Genomic DNA, 16020 nt, shown 5'->3' with positions numbered 1-16020 from the left:
TATTTGATGCCTATAAAAACAGATTCTCGTGGAGCCTCGCTGATGAAATCCTATGAAGTCAACTTTGACGGTCTAGTGGGGCCGACCCATAACTACGGCGGGCTCTCGTACGGCAACGTCGCGTCCCAGAGCAACAGCCAGCAGTCCTCCAACCCCAAGGAAGCGGCGTTGCAGGGCCTTTCGAAGATGAAGGCGCTGATGGACATGGGCTTTACGCAAGGCGTGCTGGCGCCGCAAGAACGTCCAGACGTGGCTGCCCTGCGTCGGTTGGGCTTTGCTGGCAGCGATGCCCAGGTCATCCAGCAGGCGGCGAAGGAAGCGATGCCCCTGTTGGTCGCCAGTTGCTCGGCTTCCAGCATGTGGGTGGCCAACGCCGCCACCGTCAGCCCGAGTGCCGACACTGCTGACGGGCGCGTGCATTTCACCGCCGCCAACCTGAACTGCAAGTACCACCGCAGCATCGAGCACCCCACCACCAGTCGCGTGCTGGGCGCGATGTTCGCCGACCAGAAACACTTCGCCCATCACGCCGCCTTACCGGCGGTGGCGCAGTTCGGCGATGAAGGCGCCGCCAACCACACGCGTTTCTGCCGCGCCTACGGCGAAGCCGGCGTGGAGTTCTTCGTGTTCGGCCGCAGCGCCTTCGACATGCGTTACCCGGCCCCGCAGAAGTACCCGGCGCGCCAGACACTCGAAGCGTCCCGCGCCGTCGCGCGCCTGCACGGGCTGAGCGAGGACGGTGTGGTGTATGCACAACAGAACCCGTCGGTGATCGACCAGGGCGTGTTTCACAACGACGTGATCGCGGTCGGCAACGGCGAAGTGCTGTTCTACCACGAGGATGCCTTCCTTGAGACTGACAAGCTGCTGGCCGAGCTGGGCGACAAGCTCGCCAAGGTCGGCGGGAAGTTCCAGGCCGTGTGCGTGCCGCGTTCGGCGGTGACGGTCGATGATGCGGTCCGTTCCTACTTGTTCAACAGCCAACTGCTGTCGCGTGCCGATGGCTCGATGCTGTTGATCGTGCCGGAAGAATGCCGTAGCAACGAGCGCGTCTGGCAGTACCTGCAAGGCTTGCTGGCCTCGGGCGGGGTGATTCGCGAAGTGAAGGTCTTCGACCTCAAGCAAAGCATGCAGAACGGCGGTGGCCCGGCGTGCCTGAGGTTGCGTGTGGCGCTCAATGAAACCGAGCTGGCGGCCGTCAACCCAGGAGTTATCATGACCGCGCCGTTGTACGAGTCGCTGACCCAATGGGTCGAACGGCACTACCGCGACCGCATGACCGAAAACGACCTGGCAGACCCGCAGTTGCTGCTCGAATGCCGTGCGGCACTGGATGAACTGACACAAATCCTTAAACTTGGCGCGGTTTATCCTTTCCAGATCAATTGAAAGCGCGCGCGACCTGACTACAGTCAAAGCAGGGCGCGTTGCCTTATCCCCAGACGAGAACGTAAAAACATGAGCGATGGCCTGCAGCTGATTCTTGAAGACACCGATGGCACCCAACTGGAAACCTCCTGCACCCGCGTCGCGGTGATGTGGCAAGGCAAGGAGCTGTGGATCCAGCAGGACGGCCGCGGCCAGTTGCTGATCGGCGTGGACGTCGAGGAAGGGGACGAGGAATACGCCAACCTGTTGTTGCGTCCATTGGCGACCAACCTGGTCAGCCTGCAACTGGAAATGGAACCGGCGGACGTCGGCGACGATGACCATGTCCATGGCCCGGATTGCGGCCACGACCATTAAGGAAACCGCGCTATGCTCGCCCTCGGCAAACTGCTTGAACTGACCCTCGCCGGCCGTGAACCGGCGGAGAAGACTCAACTGACAGTCGAAGGCGTACGGATGCGCTGGTTGAGCGAGGGCGCGCTGGAGGTCAAGCCGCCCGAAGCCCGGGATAACGGCCTGGACCTGCTGCTGTCGGCCGGTATCCATGGCAACGAGACCGCGCCGATCGAGTTGCTCGATCGCTTGCTGCATGACATCGCCCGTGGAGTCCTCAAGCCCCGGGCACGCATTCTGTTCCTGTTCGGCAACCCCGAGGCCATTCGGCGGGGCGAGCGTTTCGTCGAGCAGGACGTCAACCGGCTGTTCAACGGGCGTCACGAACTGAGCGGCGGCCCCGAGGCGTTGCGCGCCTGCGAACTGGAGCGACTGGCCGCCAGTTTCTTCAATCGCCCGGAACGCAGTCGCTTGCATTATGACCTGCACACCGCCATCCGCGGCTCGAAAATCGAGCAGTTTGCCCTGTACCCGTGGAAGGAAGGTCGCCCGCACTCACGCCGTGAACTGGCGCGCCTGCGGGCGGCGGGGATGGAGGCGGTGCTGTTGCAGAACAAACCGTCCATCGTCTTCAGCGCCTACACCTACGAACAGCTGGGTGCCGAGTCCTTCACCCTGGAGCTGGGCAAGGCGCGGCCATTCGGGCAGAACGACGGTGTCAACGTCAGCCTGCTGGAAACCCGCCTGCAACAGATCATCGAAGGCAACGAACCAGAGCTGGATGACGGGCTCGACGGCTTGCAACTGTTCAATGTGGCGCGGGAAATCATCAAGCACAGCGACAATTTCCGCCTGAATCTGCCGGCGGACATCGAGAACTTCTCGGAACTGGAAAAAGGCTATGTGCTGGCCGAAGACATCGCCCAGACCCGCTGGGTGATCGAGGAAGAGGGCGCCCGCATCATCTTCCCCAACCCCAAGGTCAAGAACGGCTTGCGGGCCGGGATCCTGATCGTGCCGGCGACTGACGAGAACCTGGCCTGAAGGGCGGCGGATTCCAACTGTGGGAGCGGGCTCGCTTGCGAAAGCGGTATGACAGCAACATTTTAGTTGGCTGACACAACGCCTTCGCGGGCAAGCCCGCTCCCACACTTACTTTTGCGGTAGCTGCGATATCTGCGGCAAGCAGAAAACCTGTGGGAGCGGGCTTGCCCGCGAAGGCGTCAGGTCAGCCACCTATGCGACGGCTGACACACCGTTTTCGCGAGCAAGCCCGCTCCCACAGGGAAGGGGTCGTCAGACCGCTACCGCACGCGGCTCGGTACGGCGCAATGCCCGGGTCTTGTGCAGGGTGTCGGCGCAGGTCTTCGCGGCTTCCTGGCCCTTGTGCACGAAATGTTCGAAGAAGAACTTCTGGTGCTCTTCCCCGGCGTGGAAGTGATGGGGCGTCAGCACCACCGAGAACACCGGCACTTCGGTTTCCAGTTGAACCTGCATCAGGCCGCTGATCACCGATTGGGCAACGAACTCGTGGCGATAGATACCGCCATCCACCACCAGGCCGGCGGCGACGATGCCGGCGTAGCGGCCCGACTTGGCCAGCAGCTTGGCGTGCAGCGGGATTTCAAAGGCGCCGCCGACTTCGAAGAAGTCGATATCACTTTCCTGATAGCCCTGGTTGATCATTTCAGCGACGAAGCCGTTGCGGCTCTGGTCGACGATTTCCTTGTGCCAGCAGGCCTGGATGAACGCGACGCGCTCGCCCGAGTGTTTGGTTTTGCTATCGATTGCAGTGGGTTGCATGTTCTGGTTCCTGTTTGTGTGAAAAACAGGGCGTCATGAATCGAAGGGGATTCGAGGGTACGTCGCGAACAGACGGTCGCAAGCGGCCCTTGGGTGTCAATCCCGTTCTCTCTTCATCCGGACTATGACCGTCGGCCCCGGAATCACACCGGGTCTGCTGACCTTGCCGCCACACCGCAGAAGCCGTGTATCGCCAAGCGCTCGCGGGCTATGCACCTTGCGTGCAATTACCGCCGGTGGGGAATTACACCCCGCCCTGAGAACGTTTTGCCGCCATGGTTTTTGGCTGCCGAGGATTTTTAACACATAACCTACTGTGGGAGCGAGCTTGCTCGCGATAGCGGTAGTTCAGCTTGCGTTGATGCTGGATGCACTACCGCTATCGCGAGCAAGCTCGCTCCCACAGGAGTGTTTTGATTAATCTTCAGGTACAGGTGGTGTTTTCCTGGGGTCAGGCTTGATTATTCCTGCCCATGACCGCAGTAATTGCCCTTCGAAAGGGAATTCCCGCCACCAGAACCCGAGGCCAGATTCATGAGTGTTATCGATCTTCGCAGTGACACGGTCACCCAACCTTCCGCCGGCATGCTCGATGCCATGGCCAGCGCACCGACCGGCGACGATGTGTACGGCGAAGACCCGACCGTCAATCGCCTCGAAGCCGAACTTGCCGGGCGCTTGGGCTTTGCGGCGGCATTGTTCGTGCCCAGCGGCACCATGAGCAACCTGCTGGGATTGATGGCCCACTGCGAACGCGGCGATGAGTACATCGTCGGCCAACAGGCCCACACCTATAAATACGAAGGCGGCGGGGCGGCGGTACTCGGGTCGATCCAGCCGCAGCCGCTTGAAGTGCAAGTCGATGGCTCCCTGGACCTGGCCCAGGTGGCTGCCGCCATCAAGCCTGACGACTTCCACTTCGCCCGGACCCGCCTGCTGGCCCTGGAAAACACCATGCAGGGCAAAGTGCTGCCGCTGGACTACCTGGCCCAGGCCCGGCGTTTCACCCGCGAGCACGGCCTGGCGCTGCACCTGGACGGCGCACGGTTGTACAACGCGGCGGTCAAGCTTGGGGTCGATGCGCGGGACATCACCCAGTATTTCGATTCGGTCTCGGTGTGCCTCTCCAAGGGCCTGGGCGCGCCCGTTGGCTCGGTCCTGTGCGGCAGTGTCGAGTTGATCGGCAAGGCGCGCCGGTTGCGCAAGATGGTTGGCGGCGCCATGCGCCAAGCCGGGATCCTGGCAGCGGCGGGGCTGTATGCCCTGGACCATCAGGTCCAGCGCCTGGCCGATGACCACGCCAACGCCCTGCGACTCGCCGAGGGCTTGCGCGCGGCGAGCTATGAGGTCGAGCCGGTGCAGACCAACATGGTCTACGTGCAAATGGGCGAGCGCGCCGAGGCGCTCAAGGCGTTTACCGCCGAGCGGGGCATCAAGCTCAGTGCTGCGCCACGTCTGCGGATGGTGACTCACCTGGATGTCAGTCGCGCGCAAATCGACCAGGTGATCGCCACTTTCGTCGAATTTTCCGGCAACTGATCGCCCAAGCGAGCCAATTGACAGTTTCTATCGCATAACACGCTGTACCCCAGGCGAAGGGCCGATATAATGCGGCCCTTTGCCGTTGCTTCGTCTGTCGACGTTTTGCACAGGCCTTTGGCCGCAGCCTCCGTGGAAGAACCTAATGAAAAGCGCAGAAATCCGTGAAGCCTTCCTTCGCTTCTTCGAAGAGCAAGGCCATACCCGAGTAGCCTCCAGCTCTTTGATTCCGGGCAATGACCCGACCCTGCTGTTCACCAACGCGGGGATGAACCAGTTCAAGGACTGCTTCCTGGGCCAGGAAAAACGTGCCTACACCCGTGCGGTAAGCAGCCAGAAATGCGTGCGCGCCGGCGGCAAGCACAACGACCTGGAAAACGTCGGCTATACCGCCCGTCACCACACGTTCTTCGAAATGCTGGGTAACTTCAGCTTCGGTGACTACTTCAAGCGCGACGCCATCACGTTCGCCTGGACCTTCCTGACCTCCGACAAGTGGCTGAACCTGCCCAAGGACAAGCTGTGGGTCACGGTCTACGCCACCGATGACGAAGCCTATGACATCTGGACCAAAGAGGTCGGTGTCCCGGCCGAGCGCATGGTGCGCATCGGCGACAACAAAGGCGCGCCTTACGCCTCCGACAACTTCTGGACCATGGGCGACACCGGCCCGTGCGGCCCTTGCACCGAGATCTTCTACGATCACGGTGCCGACATCTGGGGCGGCCCACCCGGCTCGCCGGAAGAAGACGGCGACCGCTACATCGAGATCTGGAACAACGTGTTCATGCAGTTCAACCGCACCGCCGACGGCGTGTTGCATCCGCTGCCTGCGCCGTCGGTCGACACCGGCATGGGCCTGGAGCGGATCAGTGCGGTGTTGCAGCACGTTCACTCCAACTATGAAATCGACCTGTTCCAGAGCCTGCTGGACGCTTCGGCCAAGGCCATTGGTTGCACCAACGACAACCAGGCTTCGCTGAAAGTGGTCGCCGACCACATCCGCTCCTGCGGCTTCCTGATTGCCGACGGCGTGCTGCCGTCCAACGAAGGTCGTGGCTATGTGCTGCGCCGGATCATCCGTCGTGCCTGCCGTCACGGCAACAAGCTGGGTGCCAAGGGCAGCTTCTTCTACCAGATCGTGGCGGCCCTGGCTGCCGAGATGGGCGATGCCTTCCCGGAACTCAAATCCCAGCAGGCACACATCGAACGCGTGCTCAAGGCCGAGGAAGAGCAGTTCGCCAAGACCCTGGAACAAGGCCTGAAGATCCTCGAACAGGACCTGGCCGAGCTCAAGGGCACCGTGGTGCCGGGCGATGTGGTGTTCAAGCTGTACGACACCTACGGTTTCCCGATGGACCTGACGGGCGACATCGCCCGCGAGCGCAACCTGACCCTCGACGAGGAAGGTTTCGAGCGCGAGATGGAAGCCCAGCGGGTACGTGCGCGTTCGGCCAGCGCCTTCGGCATGGACTACAACAGCCTGGTCAAGGTCGACGTGGCCACCGAATTCACCGGTTATGCCGGTACCACCGGTTCGGCCAAGATCGTGGCCATCTACAAGGACGGGCAATCGGTCGACATCCTGAGCGAAGGCCAGGAAGGCGTGATCGTGCTGGACAAGACACCGTTCTACGCTGAGTCCGGCGGCCAGATCGGCGACAGCGGCTACCTGCAGGCCGGCAATTCGCGCTTCGACGTGCGTGACACCACCAAGACCGGCGGCGCGTTCCTGCACCACGGCGTGCTGGCTTCCGGCAGCCTGATGGTCGCGGCTCCGGTGGCAGCCCATGTCGACGCCGAGGTGCGCCATGCCACCTCGCTGAACCACTCCGCCACCCACTTGCTGCACGCGGCGCTGCGCCAGGTACTGGGCGAGCACGTCCAGCAGAAAGGCTCGCTGGTGGACAGCCAGCGTCTGCGCTTTGACTTCAGCCACTTCGAAGCCATCAAGCCGGAGCAGCTCAAGGCGCTGGAAGACATCGTCAATGCCGAGATCCGCAAGAACTCCCCGGTAGAGACCGAAGAAACCGACATCGAAACCGCCAAACAGAAGGGCGCGATGGCGCTGTTCGGCGAGAAGTACGGCGAGAGCGTGCGCGTGCTGAGCATGGGGGATTTCTCCGTGGAGCTGTGCGGCGGTATCCACGCCAACCGGACCGGCGACATCGGCCTGCTGAAGATCGTCAGCGAAGGCGGCGTGGCCTCCGGCGTGCGCCGTATCGAGGCGGTCACCGGCGCTGCGGCCCTGGCGTACCTCAACGCGGCCGAAGAACAACTCAAGGAAGCGGCAAGCCTGATCAAGGGCAGCCGCGACAACCTGATCGACAAGCTGTCGGCTGTGCTGGAGCGCAACCGCTTGCTGGAAAAGCAACTGGAGCAGTTGCAGGCCAAGGCCGCCAGCGCCGCGGGCGACGATCTGTCGGCCCAGGCCGTGGACGTCAAGGGCGTGAAAGTGCTGGCCGTGCGTCTCGACGGCCAGGACGGCAAGGGCCTGCTGGCGCTGGTCGATCAACTGAAAAACAAACTCGGCCGCGCAGTGATCCTGCTCGGCAGTGTCCATGAGGAAAAGGTCGTTCTCGTCGCAGGCGTGACCAAGGACCTGACTGGCCAACTCAAGGCCGGTGATTTGATGAAGCAGGCCGCTGCGGCAGTGGGCGGTAAGGGCGGTGGTCGTCCGGACATGGCGCAAGGCGGCGGTACCGACGTCGGCGCACTGGACGCGGCACTGGCCCAGACCGTTGCATTTGTAGAGCAGGGTATTTAAGGCAGCGCCCCGGGTTCGCGGTCTAGTGGCGGGCCCGGTCGCTGTTGTGATTATTGGGCGCCCTTCATGGGCAGAGGCGGCTTTGAAATGGCTTTGATCGTACAGAAATTTGGCGGCACTTCGGTCGGCACTGTCGAACGAATCGAACAGGTCGCCGACAAGGTTAAGAAATTCCGTGATGCGGGCGATGACCTGGTGGTTGTGCTGTCGGCAATGAGCGGCGAGACCAACCGTCTGATCGATCTGGCCAAGCAAATCAGCGGCGACCAGCAACCGGTTCCCCGCGAGCTGGACGTGATCGTTTCCACCGGCGAGCAGGTGACCATCGCCTTGCTGGCCATGGCGCTGATCAAGCGTGGCGTGCCGGCGGTGTCCTACACCGGCAACCAGGTTCGTATCCTGACGGACAGCGCGCACAACAAGGCGCGTATCCTGCAGATCGATGACCAGAAGATTCGCGGCGACCTGAAGGCGGGCCGCGTGGTCGTGGTCGCCGGGTTCCAGGGCGTGGACGAGCACGGCAACATCACCACCCTCGGCCGTGGCGGTTCGGACACGACCGGCGTGGCGCTGGCAGCGGCCCTCAAGGCTGACGAATGCCAGATCTACACCGATGTGGATGGCGTCTACACGACCGACCCACGCGTGGTGCCTGTGGCCCAGCGCCTGGACAAGATCACCTTCGAAGAGATGCTGGAAATGGCCAGCCTCGGCTCGAAAGTGTTGCAGATCCGGGCGGTCGAATTCGCCGGCAAGTACAACGTTCCGCTGCGCGTCCTGCACAGCTTCAAAGAGGGTCCGGGCACCCTCATTACTATCGATGAAGAGGAATCCATGGAACAGCCGATCATTTCCGGCATCGCCTTCAACCGCGATGAAGCCAAGCTGACCATCCGTGGCGTGCCAGACACCCCCGGCGTGGCGTTCAAGATTCTCGGCCCGATCAGTGCCGCGAACATCGAAGTCGACATGATCGTGCAGAACGTCTCGCACGATAACACCACCGACTTCACCTTCACCGTGCACCGCAACGACTACCCGGCTGCCGAAGCGGTCCTGAAGAAAACCGCAGGCGAGATCGGTGCCCGGGAAGTGGTCGGCGATACCAAGATCGCCAAGGTCTCGATCGTCGGTGTCGGCATGCGCTCGCACGCGGGCGTGGCCAGCCGTATGTTCGAAGCCCTGGCCAAGGAAACCATCAACATCCAGATGATCTCCACTTCGGAAATCAAGGTGTCCGTGGTGATCGAAGAGAAGTACCTGGAACTGGCCGTGCGCGCCCTGCATACGGCTTTCGAACTCGACGCCGCTGCCCGACAGGGCGAGTAAGCGTTGTCCTTGAGGGCGCGGCTGGGCCGCGCCCTTTGTTTTTTTGAATGGCGCGTCCCAAAACTGTTCTTTTGCCCGCGCTGGTCAATACTAGGCTTGGAGGCTTCGACCGTTTCGGTTGCAGGTCCAATGCCTTTTTTTGCCGACTGTTGTCCCTGAACTGAATTGCGTGAGGAGAAAGGTATGCTGATTCTGACTCGTCGGTGTGCAGAAAGCCTGATTATTGGCGATGGCGAAATCACCGTGACCGTGCTCGGCGTCAAAGGAAACCAAGTGCGTATCGGCGTCAACGCCCCGAAAGAGGTCGCTGTGCACCGGGAGGAAATTTACCTGCGTATCAAGAAAGAGAAGGACGACGAACCAAGCCATTAATTTTTATCGATTTTTATGTTTGCAAACGGGGAGGAAGGTGGTTAATATACGCCCCGTGTTGCGGAGAGCTGGCCGAGTGGCCGAAGGCGCTCCCCTGCTAAGGGAGTACACCTCAAAAGGGTGTCGGGGGTTCGAATCCCCCGTTCTCCGCCATTATTCGTTTAGTGCGTCAAACCTGGCTTGTTCAGTAAGTGCTTGAAATTACTGAAAAAAGCGCTTTACAAAAGGATTTGACGACCTATAATGCGCGGCAACAAATGCACTCGTAGCTCAGCTGGATAGAGTACTCGGCTACGAACCGAGCGGTCACAGGTTCGAATCCTGTCGAGTGCACCATTTAAGAGTTTTTTGCAGCGATGCAAAAAACTTGGCTTCAACCAGTTGTGATCTGGTATAAAACCACAACTTGCACTCGTAGCTCAGCTGGATAGAGTACTCGGCTACGAACCGAGCGGTCACAGGTTCGAATCCTGTCGAGTGCACCAAACACCAAAAAGCCCGCTTTTAACGCGGGCTTTTTGCTGTCTACGATTTGCCTTTCACGCATCCTTTCTCATCGAACACGATCTCGGCGCTGCGGCCTTTCTTCGTTGCGTAGGTGTACCGCGTGCTCGAATTCCTGACCTTGATCGAGTGCGGCTTGCCCAAGGCGCTCTCCACATCCTGCTGGCTCATGCCGGCGAGAATCCTTCGGCCTATGATGGCTTCGCGGCGTTGCCGGGCGGTGATGAGGTTGGCGCAGCGGTCTTCGAACTGGCCGACCACGGTCGGTTCCTTGCGCGGCGTTTTGTTGCCGGATAGTTGCCGGTGCTCGGCTTCCGGCAGCATCGATTCGGTCGTCGGCGAGACCGTGCCAGGGTGATACGGATTGATCCGTTGCAGCGAAAGGTTTTCTCCCGGCCCGCAGCTCAGGGTTGTGTACGTCACCTGCCCGGCGCTGTTCTCGCAGCGATGCACCGTTTGCCCGGCCGCCCACAGGGGCAGGCAGGGCAGGCTGGCGAGCAGAAGCAGGTAGTGGCTGACAGGCATCCGGGCGGCCTCCTTGGCGCTGAAAAAAACAAGGGTAGCCGCTACATTTACCGCAGGGCGCGTGTTTTCTTTTCAGGATAAGTCGTCGTAACGGGACAGGTTCAGCCAGGGTTCAGGTTTGTGTCGCAAGCGCTTGTTCTTGCCATGATTTTTTAACGTTTTAAAGCGTCAAGCGGTGTATGATTGCGCCCGTCAGCCCCGCCGGGGCTTTGGAATATCTCCATGGACTTACCCAGTAGTTACTCAATATCCCGTTTTGCCAATCATGAATTGACTGATTGATCCTTCCGGCGTGCTCCACTGCTGGGAGTGGAGTTCGCCTATGACCCAAGTAGAAGTAAAGAAAACACAAGAAAGCCTTCAGGACCGCCTCGCTCAAGTCGTCGAGCTGCTGCAGCGCCAGCGGGTCGTCGAAGACCTGACGCATCGCCAGGAAGGTCCGCACCATGACCGGGTCGAGAACCTGGTCCACCGGCAGAACCTCGTCGAGCTGCAACGCAAGCTCGATGACCTGCACTCCGCCGACGTCGCCTACATCCTTGAAGCCTTGCCGCTGGAAGAGCGCCTGACGGTCTGGCAGCTGGTCAAGGCCGACCGCGACGGTGACATCCTGCTCGAAGTGTCCGACTCGGTCCGGGAAACCCTGATCGCCGACATGGATGATCACGAGTTGCTCGCGGCGGCCAAGGAGATGGACGCCGACGAACTCGCCGACCTGGCGCCCGAGCTGCCTCGGGACGTTATCCACGAACTGATGGAAACCCTCGACGGCCAGCAACGCGAGCGCGTGCGCTCGGCGCTGTCCTATGACGAGGAGCAGGTCGGTGCGCTGATGGACTTCGAGATGGTGACGATCCGCGAGGACGTCAGCCTTGAAGTGGTCTTGCGTTATCTGCGTCGCCTCAAGGAACTGCCAGGGCACACCGACAAACTCTTCGTGGTCGATTACGACGGCGTGTTGAAGGGCGTGCTGCCCATCAAGCGCCTGCTCGTCAACGATCCGGAAAAACAGGTGGCCGAGGTCATGGCCAGCGATCCGGTGAGTTTTCACCCGGACGAAGACGCCTATGACGCCGCCCAGGCGTTCGAGCGTTATGACTTGATTTCTGCGCCGGTGGTCGACAAGAACGGCAAGCTGATCGGCCGTCTGACCATCGATGAAATGGTTGACCTGATTCGTGAGGAAAGCGAAAGCGAAGTCCTCAGCATGGCTGGTCTGCGCGAAGAAGAAGACATCTTTGCCTCGGTCTGGAAATCCCTGCGTAACCGTTGGGCCTGGCTGGCAATCAATCTGATCACGGCGTTTGTCGCCTCACGGGTCATCGGCCTGTTCGAAGGTTCCATCGAGAGGCTGGTGGCGCTTGCGGCATTGATGCCCATTGTTGCCGGGATTGGCGGCAACTCTGGCAACCAGACCATCACCATGATCGTCCGCGCCATGGCGCTGGATCAGGTCAGCACCGGCAACACGTCGCGCTTGATGCGCAAGGAGTTGGCGGTGGCCTTGATCAATGGCGTGATCTGGGGCGGCGTGATCGGTGTGGTGGCTTATCTGCTCTATGGCAGTTGGTCGCTGGGGGTGGTGATGACCGCCGCGATGACGCTTAACCTGCTGCTCGCAGCCTTGATGGGGGTCTTGATTCCCATGACCCTGGCGCGGATGGGACGCGACCCGGCCATGGGGGCCAGCGTGATGATTACCGCGATGACCGACAGTGGCGGGTTCTTCATCTTCCTGGGGTTGGCGACGATCTTCCTGCTCTGACATTCGCCTGATTCACGGTGGCGAGGGCGTTCGCTCCCTCGCCACCGTTGCATTCATCCCTTGCACGCGCTGGGCAAATTCCGGGCAAAAAAAAGCCAGCGCAAGGCTGGCTTTTGATTCATGCGTTCGATCAGGACGCGTCTGCGGCCATCTCTGCGTCATGGGCAATCAGCGAAACGAGGGCGTTTTGCTGGCGGTGAGAGAGTTGTCGGAAGCGTTGAAGCAACTCGCGCTCATGCAACGACAGCTCCGGGCTGTCCAGGCGCATGCTCAACTCTTCACCCAACGCGCCTTCCTGGATCAGGCTTTGCTCAAGGCGCGCGATGATTTCAGAGTTCATGCTGCGGTGATGATTGCGAGCCACCTCGGCAATGCGTTCCCGCATTCCGTCTGGCAGACGTACGACGAACTTGTCAGCCGTACGGCTGGAATAAATTGCCTGTTTCAATGGGCGCATATATTTAACCGGTTAGTTCAGGGGAGCGGTTCTCGGGATTGGCCGCAGGATGTCGATAGGACAAGCTCCAAAGCCAAATGTTCAACCTGAATCGTTAAGAGGCCCGCATCATGCCTCAAAATTGCCAGATCATTGGCGCCAATTCTGTGACAAATTCTGATCCGCGTAAAGGCGTTATGCCAGTACCCTTCGTCAAAAAATGCGGACTGGTTGGAAAAATCAACAGGTCAGGATGTGTGACCGCCGTATCGTGTCGTTGTGCCATACCGTCTGGCGGATAACCCGCCTGGTACAAAAAACACGCACTGTCCTTGTCTTGTATAGGATAGTGGCAATTGGCCGATTTACTAGGTTAAACCGCTCAAGGACGGATGAATGGCGACTGCCATTCAACGCTTGGAATCATCGAAGCGGGCCCGCCGCACCATTTGCCTACACTTAAAAACAGCGACGACATGACAAACGCAGGGCAGGTCGCTAACATGCACGCCGTTCCGCGCACCGCGTTTCTCGCGGTCGACTCGTGTCTCAGTAGCTCAATTGGATAGAGCATCCCCCTCCTAAGGGGAAGGTTGGCAGTTCGAACCTGCCCTGGGACACCATTACTTCAGCCGGCCTCCTGCCGCATACCCCTCCTTATATTCACATGATCGATTGGCGTGACGTCGCCCCAGCACGGCCTTCCTGCGGCCCGGTGCTGTGAACCAGTGCCCATTTTTTCGACTGTGTAACAAACGTGTGTGCCTGGTGCGAAACTTTCTCACCTGATGGCAATCTGACCGTCTCGGTACGTTGTAGGAAACTTCCTAATTACGCGCCTTTTTGAGGGGCATCAGTGCCGATGCTCACCGTATTCCTGGACTCAAGCCACAAGGATGTGTCATGCGCGCAGCCGCACCCTGCCGAACGCGTCAATCACGCACTGCTCGTCGCCCTGTCGACGGCGCTCGTTCTTCTTCACCCAACGCCCAGCGGCTTGCGCTGCTGTTGCTGGCCGCCTGGACGGTGGGGGCGGGGAGCCTTGCGCAGGCGGCTGGGCCGGAGGAAGAGTTGCTGCGTCAGCGTGAGCGTGAGCGGGTGCTGCGTGATCAGTTGGAGTCCCGGCCGGATGTGCGCCTGCAAGCGGCACCCGTCGCGGAAGGTGCCGATCGCCTGCCCGCCAAGGAAAGCCCCTGCTTCGCCATCGATGACATCCGGCTGATTGGCGAGGCGTCGGAAAAATTCCAATGGGCCTTGCGCGCCGCCAACCCCAAGCATGACCCGGCCATCGGGCGTTGCCTGGGGGGCGCCGGGATCAACCTGACGATGAAGCGCATGCAGAATGCGATCATCGAGGCTGGCTATGTCACCACTCGGGTGCTTGCCGAAGCCCAGGACTTGAACAGTGGCGTCCTGGTGTTGACCTTGGTGCCGGGGCGCATCCGCGAGATTCGCTTCCAGGAGGGCACCAGTTCCCGGGCCAATGCCTGGAATGCGATGCCGGCCAGTCCCGGCGACTTGCTCAACCTGCGGGACATCGAGCAGGCGCTGGAAAACTTCAAGCGCGTGCCGACCGCCGAAGCCGATATCCAGATCGCACCGGCCCGTGCCGCCGACGCCAAGCCCGGTGAGAGCGACGTGGTGATTGCCTGGACCCAGCGGTTCCCGGCCCGCGTCAGCCTGTCGGTGGACAATTCGGGCAGCAAGACCACCGGCAAGTACCAGGGCAATGTGTCGCTGTCCCTGGACAACCTGCTGTCGCTCAACGACCTGTTCTACGCCAGCGTCAACCACGACTTGGGTGGCGGTGAGTCCGGCCATCGCGGTTCCGATGGCAACACCCTGCATTATTCGCTGCCGTTCGGTTACTGGCAGTTGGGTTTCACCACCAGTGAATACAACTACGAACAGTCCGTCGCCGGCGCCAACCAGACCTACCAGTACCGTGGCGAGAGTCGTAACAACGAACTGCGCCTGTCACGCCTGCTGTACCGCGACGCCGTTCGCAAGACCACCGCGTGGGGCAGCCTGTGGACGCGCTCTTCGGAGAACTTCATCGATGACACCGAGATCGGCAACCAGAAACGGCGCATGGCCGGCTGGCAACTGGGGCTGAACCATCGCGAGTTCATCGGCGCCTCGATTCTCGATCTGGGCGCTGCCTACCGCCGCGGCACCGGGGCCCATGACGCGCTCAGGGCACCCGAAGAAGATTTCGACGCAGGCACTTCACGCTCGCAGATCATCACTGCCGATGCCCAGTTGCAGGTGCCGTTCCAGGTCAGCGACCAGCGCCTGCGCTACATCGGCGGCTGGCGCGCGCAATGGAACCGGACGCCGCTGGTGCCCCAGGACCGCTTCTCGATTGGCGGGCGCTACAGCGTGCGGGGCTTCGACGGGGAAAACATTCTGTCCGCCGACCGTGGCTGGACCCTGCGCAACGAAGTCGGCCTGTTTTTGGGACAGACCGGCCAGGAGCTCTACACCGGCATCGACTATGGCGAAGTCAGTGGTCCTTCCAGCGAGTTCCTGATCGGCAAGCGCCTGGCGGGGGCCGTGGTGGGTCTGCGGGGCGGCTACAAGGGCTTGTCCTATGACTGGTCGTTTGGCACGCCATTGAAGAAGCCCGATGGCTTCGAAACGGCCAACGTGACCAGCGCGTTCACCGTCATCTGGTCATTCTGAGGTGATCCCATGCAGTTCGAGACGCTAGACATCATTGCCCCCGGCTTGATCGATGAGCCCTGGAACGAGGCTGCCGTGTTCGGCTCGGCCACCTGGCTGTGGATGCATTCCAAGGCTCACCGCGATGCGCCGTTGCACAGCTTGCCGACGTTGTTGTTGCCGGCCCTCAAGCATCGCCAGTTCGTGCTCGCCAGCGAACAGGGAAAACCGGTGTTCTACCTGTCCTGGCTCAACCTCGACGCGGCCACCGAGCAACGCTACCTAAGGCAATCGCCACTGACCCTGACAGAAGCCGACTGGAACAGCGGCGAGCGTCTCTGGCTCAACGACTGGGTGGCGCCGTTCGGCCACACCGGCGTGGTCACCCGCCTGCTGCATCGACAGTTGTTCGCCAACCGGTGTGGGCGTGCGCTCTATCACCGAGGCGAGGAACGCGGCCTGCGGGTCAAGACATTCCAAGGGATCGGTGTCATCCCTGAACAGGCCAAGGCCTGGTTTGCCGCTCACCCGCTGGCAGTCGCACCGTAACGCTAACCCCGAGTTAATTGCGGGCCAGAACCGCAAATGGAATTG

13 protein-coding genes, 4 tRNA genes and 1 riboswitch are annotated in these 16020 nt (G+C 60.9%); of the genes, 14 read left to right on the top strand and 3 right to left on the bottom strand.

Annotated features, from left to right (window positions below):
* Window positions 1–42: 42 nt before the first annotated feature.
* The 3 genes from astB to astE all read left to right on the top strand — a co-directional run bounded on the left by astB (window position 43) and on the right by astE (window position 2766).
* Window positions 43–1389: an N-succinylarginine dihydrolase gene (gene astB, locus KI241_RS20650; protein WP_042728515.1), complete on the top strand. Its 1347-nt coding sequence runs from the start codon at window positions 43–45 to the stop codon at window positions 1387–1389.
* A gap of 69 nt (window positions 1390–1458) precedes the next feature.
* On the top strand, window positions 1459–1746 hold the full coding sequence (locus KI241_RS20645) for a hypothetical protein (protein WP_042728514.1): 288 nt from the start codon (window positions 1459–1461) through the stop codon (window positions 1744–1746).
* Window positions 1747–1758: 12 nt separating this feature from the next.
* Complete coding sequence (gene astE, locus KI241_RS20640; RefSeq protein WP_042728513.1) at window positions 1759–2766, top strand: succinylglutamate desuccinylase; 1008 nt, start codon at window positions 1759–1761, stop codon at window positions 2764–2766.
* 252 nt (window positions 2767–3018) lie between these two features.
* Here the strand turns inward: astE and KI241_RS20635 are convergent, their stop codons facing one another.
* Window positions 3019–3525 carry a 6,7-dimethyl-8-ribityllumazine synthase gene (locus KI241_RS20635; RefSeq protein ID WP_042728512.1) on the bottom strand — a complete coding sequence of 169 codons (507 nt, stop codon included), beginning with the start codon at window positions 3523–3525 and terminating at the stop codon, window positions 3019–3021.
* Between the two features lie 100 nt (window positions 3526–3625).
* Window positions 3626–3793, bottom strand: a riboswitch (FMN riboswitch).
* Window positions 3794–4059: 266 nt separating this feature from the next.
* Between KI241_RS20635 and ltaE the strand changes: the two genes are divergently transcribed.
* The 7 genes from ltaE (at window position 4060) to KI241_RS20600 (ending at window position 10017) form a co-directional block, all read left to right on the top strand.
* On the top strand, window positions 4060–5064 hold the full coding sequence (ltaE, locus tag KI241_RS20630; RefSeq protein ID WP_212802945.1) for a low-specificity L-threonine aldolase: 1005 nt from the start codon (window positions 4060–4062) through the stop codon (window positions 5062–5064).
* Window positions 5065–5209: 145 nt separating this feature from the next.
* Complete coding sequence (alaS, locus tag KI241_RS20625; RefSeq protein WP_042728510.1) at window positions 5210–7831, top strand: alanine--tRNA ligase; 2622 nt, start codon at window positions 5210–5212, stop codon at window positions 7829–7831.
* An 87-nt stretch (window positions 7832–7918) separates the two neighbouring features.
* Entirely contained in the window at window positions 7919–9160 is a 1242-nt protein-coding gene (locus KI241_RS20620) for an aspartate kinase (RefSeq protein ID WP_042728509.1), read from the top strand.
* A 183-nt stretch (window positions 9161–9343) separates the two neighbouring features.
* Window positions 9344–9532 (top strand): carbon storage regulator CsrA, encoded by a 189-nt coding sequence (gene csrA, locus KI241_RS20615; RefSeq protein ID WP_003178872.1) that lies wholly within the window; start codon window positions 9344–9346, stop codon window positions 9530–9532.
* A gap of 62 nt (window positions 9533–9594) precedes the next feature.
* Window positions 9595–9685: transfer RNA gene (locus tag KI241_RS20610), tRNA-Ser, on the top strand.
* A 106-nt stretch (window positions 9686–9791) separates the two neighbouring features.
* Window positions 9792–9868: transfer RNA gene (locus KI241_RS20605), tRNA-Arg, on the top strand.
* Between the two features lie 72 nt (window positions 9869–9940).
* Window positions 9941–10017, top strand: a tRNA-Arg gene (locus KI241_RS20600).
* A gap of 40 nt (window positions 10018–10057) precedes the next feature.
* On the opposite strand, the gene KI241_RS20595 is transcribed toward KI241_RS20600, so the two are convergent.
* Window positions 10058–10561 (bottom strand): cell envelope protein SmpA, encoded by a 504-nt coding sequence (locus tag KI241_RS20595; RefSeq protein ID WP_212802944.1) that lies wholly within the window; start codon window positions 10559–10561, stop codon window positions 10058–10060.
* A gap of 322 nt (window positions 10562–10883) precedes the next feature.
* On the opposite strand from KI241_RS20595, the gene mgtE reads away from it, so the two are divergent.
* Window positions 10884–12326, top strand: a complete 1443-nt coding sequence (gene mgtE / locus KI241_RS20590) for a magnesium transporter (protein WP_042728507.1) — start codon at window positions 10884–10886, stop codon at window positions 12324–12326.
* Window positions 12327–12456: 130 nt separating this feature from the next.
* Here mgtE and KI241_RS20585 read toward each other — a convergent pair whose 3' ends face one another.
* The gene (locus KI241_RS20585) at window positions 12457–12783 is read right to left on the bottom strand and encodes an Arc family DNA-binding protein (RefSeq protein ID WP_003178899.1); all 327 of its coding nucleotides are present in this window, start codon (window positions 12781–12783) and stop codon (window positions 12457–12459) included.
* Between the two features lie 525 nt (window positions 12784–13308).
* Between KI241_RS20585 and KI241_RS20580 the strand changes: the two genes are divergently transcribed.
* From KI241_RS20580 to KI241_RS20570, 3 genes are all read left to right on the top strand, one after another.
* Window positions 13309–13385: transfer RNA gene (locus KI241_RS20580), tRNA-Arg, on the top strand.
* 280 nt (window positions 13386–13665) lie between these two features.
* Complete coding sequence (locus tag KI241_RS20575; RefSeq protein ID WP_042728506.1) at window positions 13666–15447, top strand: ShlB/FhaC/HecB family hemolysin secretion/activation protein; 1782 nt, start codon at window positions 13666–13668, stop codon at window positions 15445–15447.
* 9 nt (window positions 15448–15456) lie between these two features.
* Entirely contained in the window at window positions 15457–15975 is a 519-nt protein-coding gene (locus KI241_RS20570; protein ID WP_042728505.1) for a toxin-activating lysine-acyltransferase, read from the top strand.
* The last annotated feature ends 45 nt before the right edge of the window (window positions 15976–16020 follow it).

The organism is Pseudomonas sp. Cab53, assembly GCF_018325965.1.
GTDB lineage: Bacteria > Pseudomonadota > Gammaproteobacteria > Pseudomonadales > Pseudomonadaceae > Aquipseudomonas > Aquipseudomonas chlororaphis_E.
The sequence above is the reverse complement of the archived record's forward strand: the minus strand, read 5'-3'. Positions and strand labels throughout refer to the sequence as shown.

Coding starts and splice junctions, on each gene's coding strand:
- KI241_RS20570 (WP_042728505.1), top strand. CDS start 15,457: ATGCAGTTCGAGACGCTAGACATCATTGCCCCCGGCTTGATCGATGAG.
- astE (WP_042728513.1), top strand. CDS start 1,759: ATGCTCGCCCTCGGCAAACTGCTTGAACTGACCCTCGCCGGCCGTGAA.
- mgtE (WP_042728507.1), top strand. CDS start 10,884: ATGACCCAAGTAGAAGTAAAGAAAACACAAGAAAGCCTTCAGGACCGC.
- csrA (WP_003178872.1), top strand. CDS start 9,344: ATGCTGATTCTGACTCGTCGGTGTGCAGAAAGCCTGATTATTGGCGAT.
- KI241_RS20585 (WP_003178899.1), bottom strand. CDS start 12,783: ATGCGCCCATTGAAACAGGCAATTTATTCCAGCCGTACGGCTGACAAG.
- KI241_RS20595 (WP_212802944.1), bottom strand. CDS start 10,561: ATGCCTGTCAGCCACTACCTGCTTCTGCTCGCCAGCCTGCCCTGCCTG.
- KI241_RS20620 (WP_042728509.1), top strand. CDS start 7,919: ATGGCTTTGATCGTACAGAAATTTGGCGGCACTTCGGTCGGCACTGTC.
- astB (WP_042728515.1), top strand. CDS start 43: ATGAAATCCTATGAAGTCAACTTTGACGGTCTAGTGGGGCCGACCCAT.
- KI241_RS20575 (WP_042728506.1), top strand. CDS start 13,666: ATGCGCGCAGCCGCACCCTGCCGAACGCGTCAATCACGCACTGCTCGT.
- alaS (WP_042728510.1), top strand. CDS start 5,210: ATGAAAAGCGCAGAAATCCGTGAAGCCTTCCTTCGCTTCTTCGAAGAG.
- KI241_RS20645 (WP_042728514.1), top strand. CDS start 1,459: ATGAGCGATGGCCTGCAGCTGATTCTTGAAGACACCGATGGCACCCAA.
- KI241_RS20635 (WP_042728512.1), bottom strand. CDS start 3,525: ATGCAACCCACTGCAATCGATAGCAAAACCAAACACTCGGGCGAGCGC.
- ltaE (WP_212802945.1), top strand. CDS start 4,060: ATGAGTGTTATCGATCTTCGCAGTGACACGGTCACCCAACCTTCCGCC.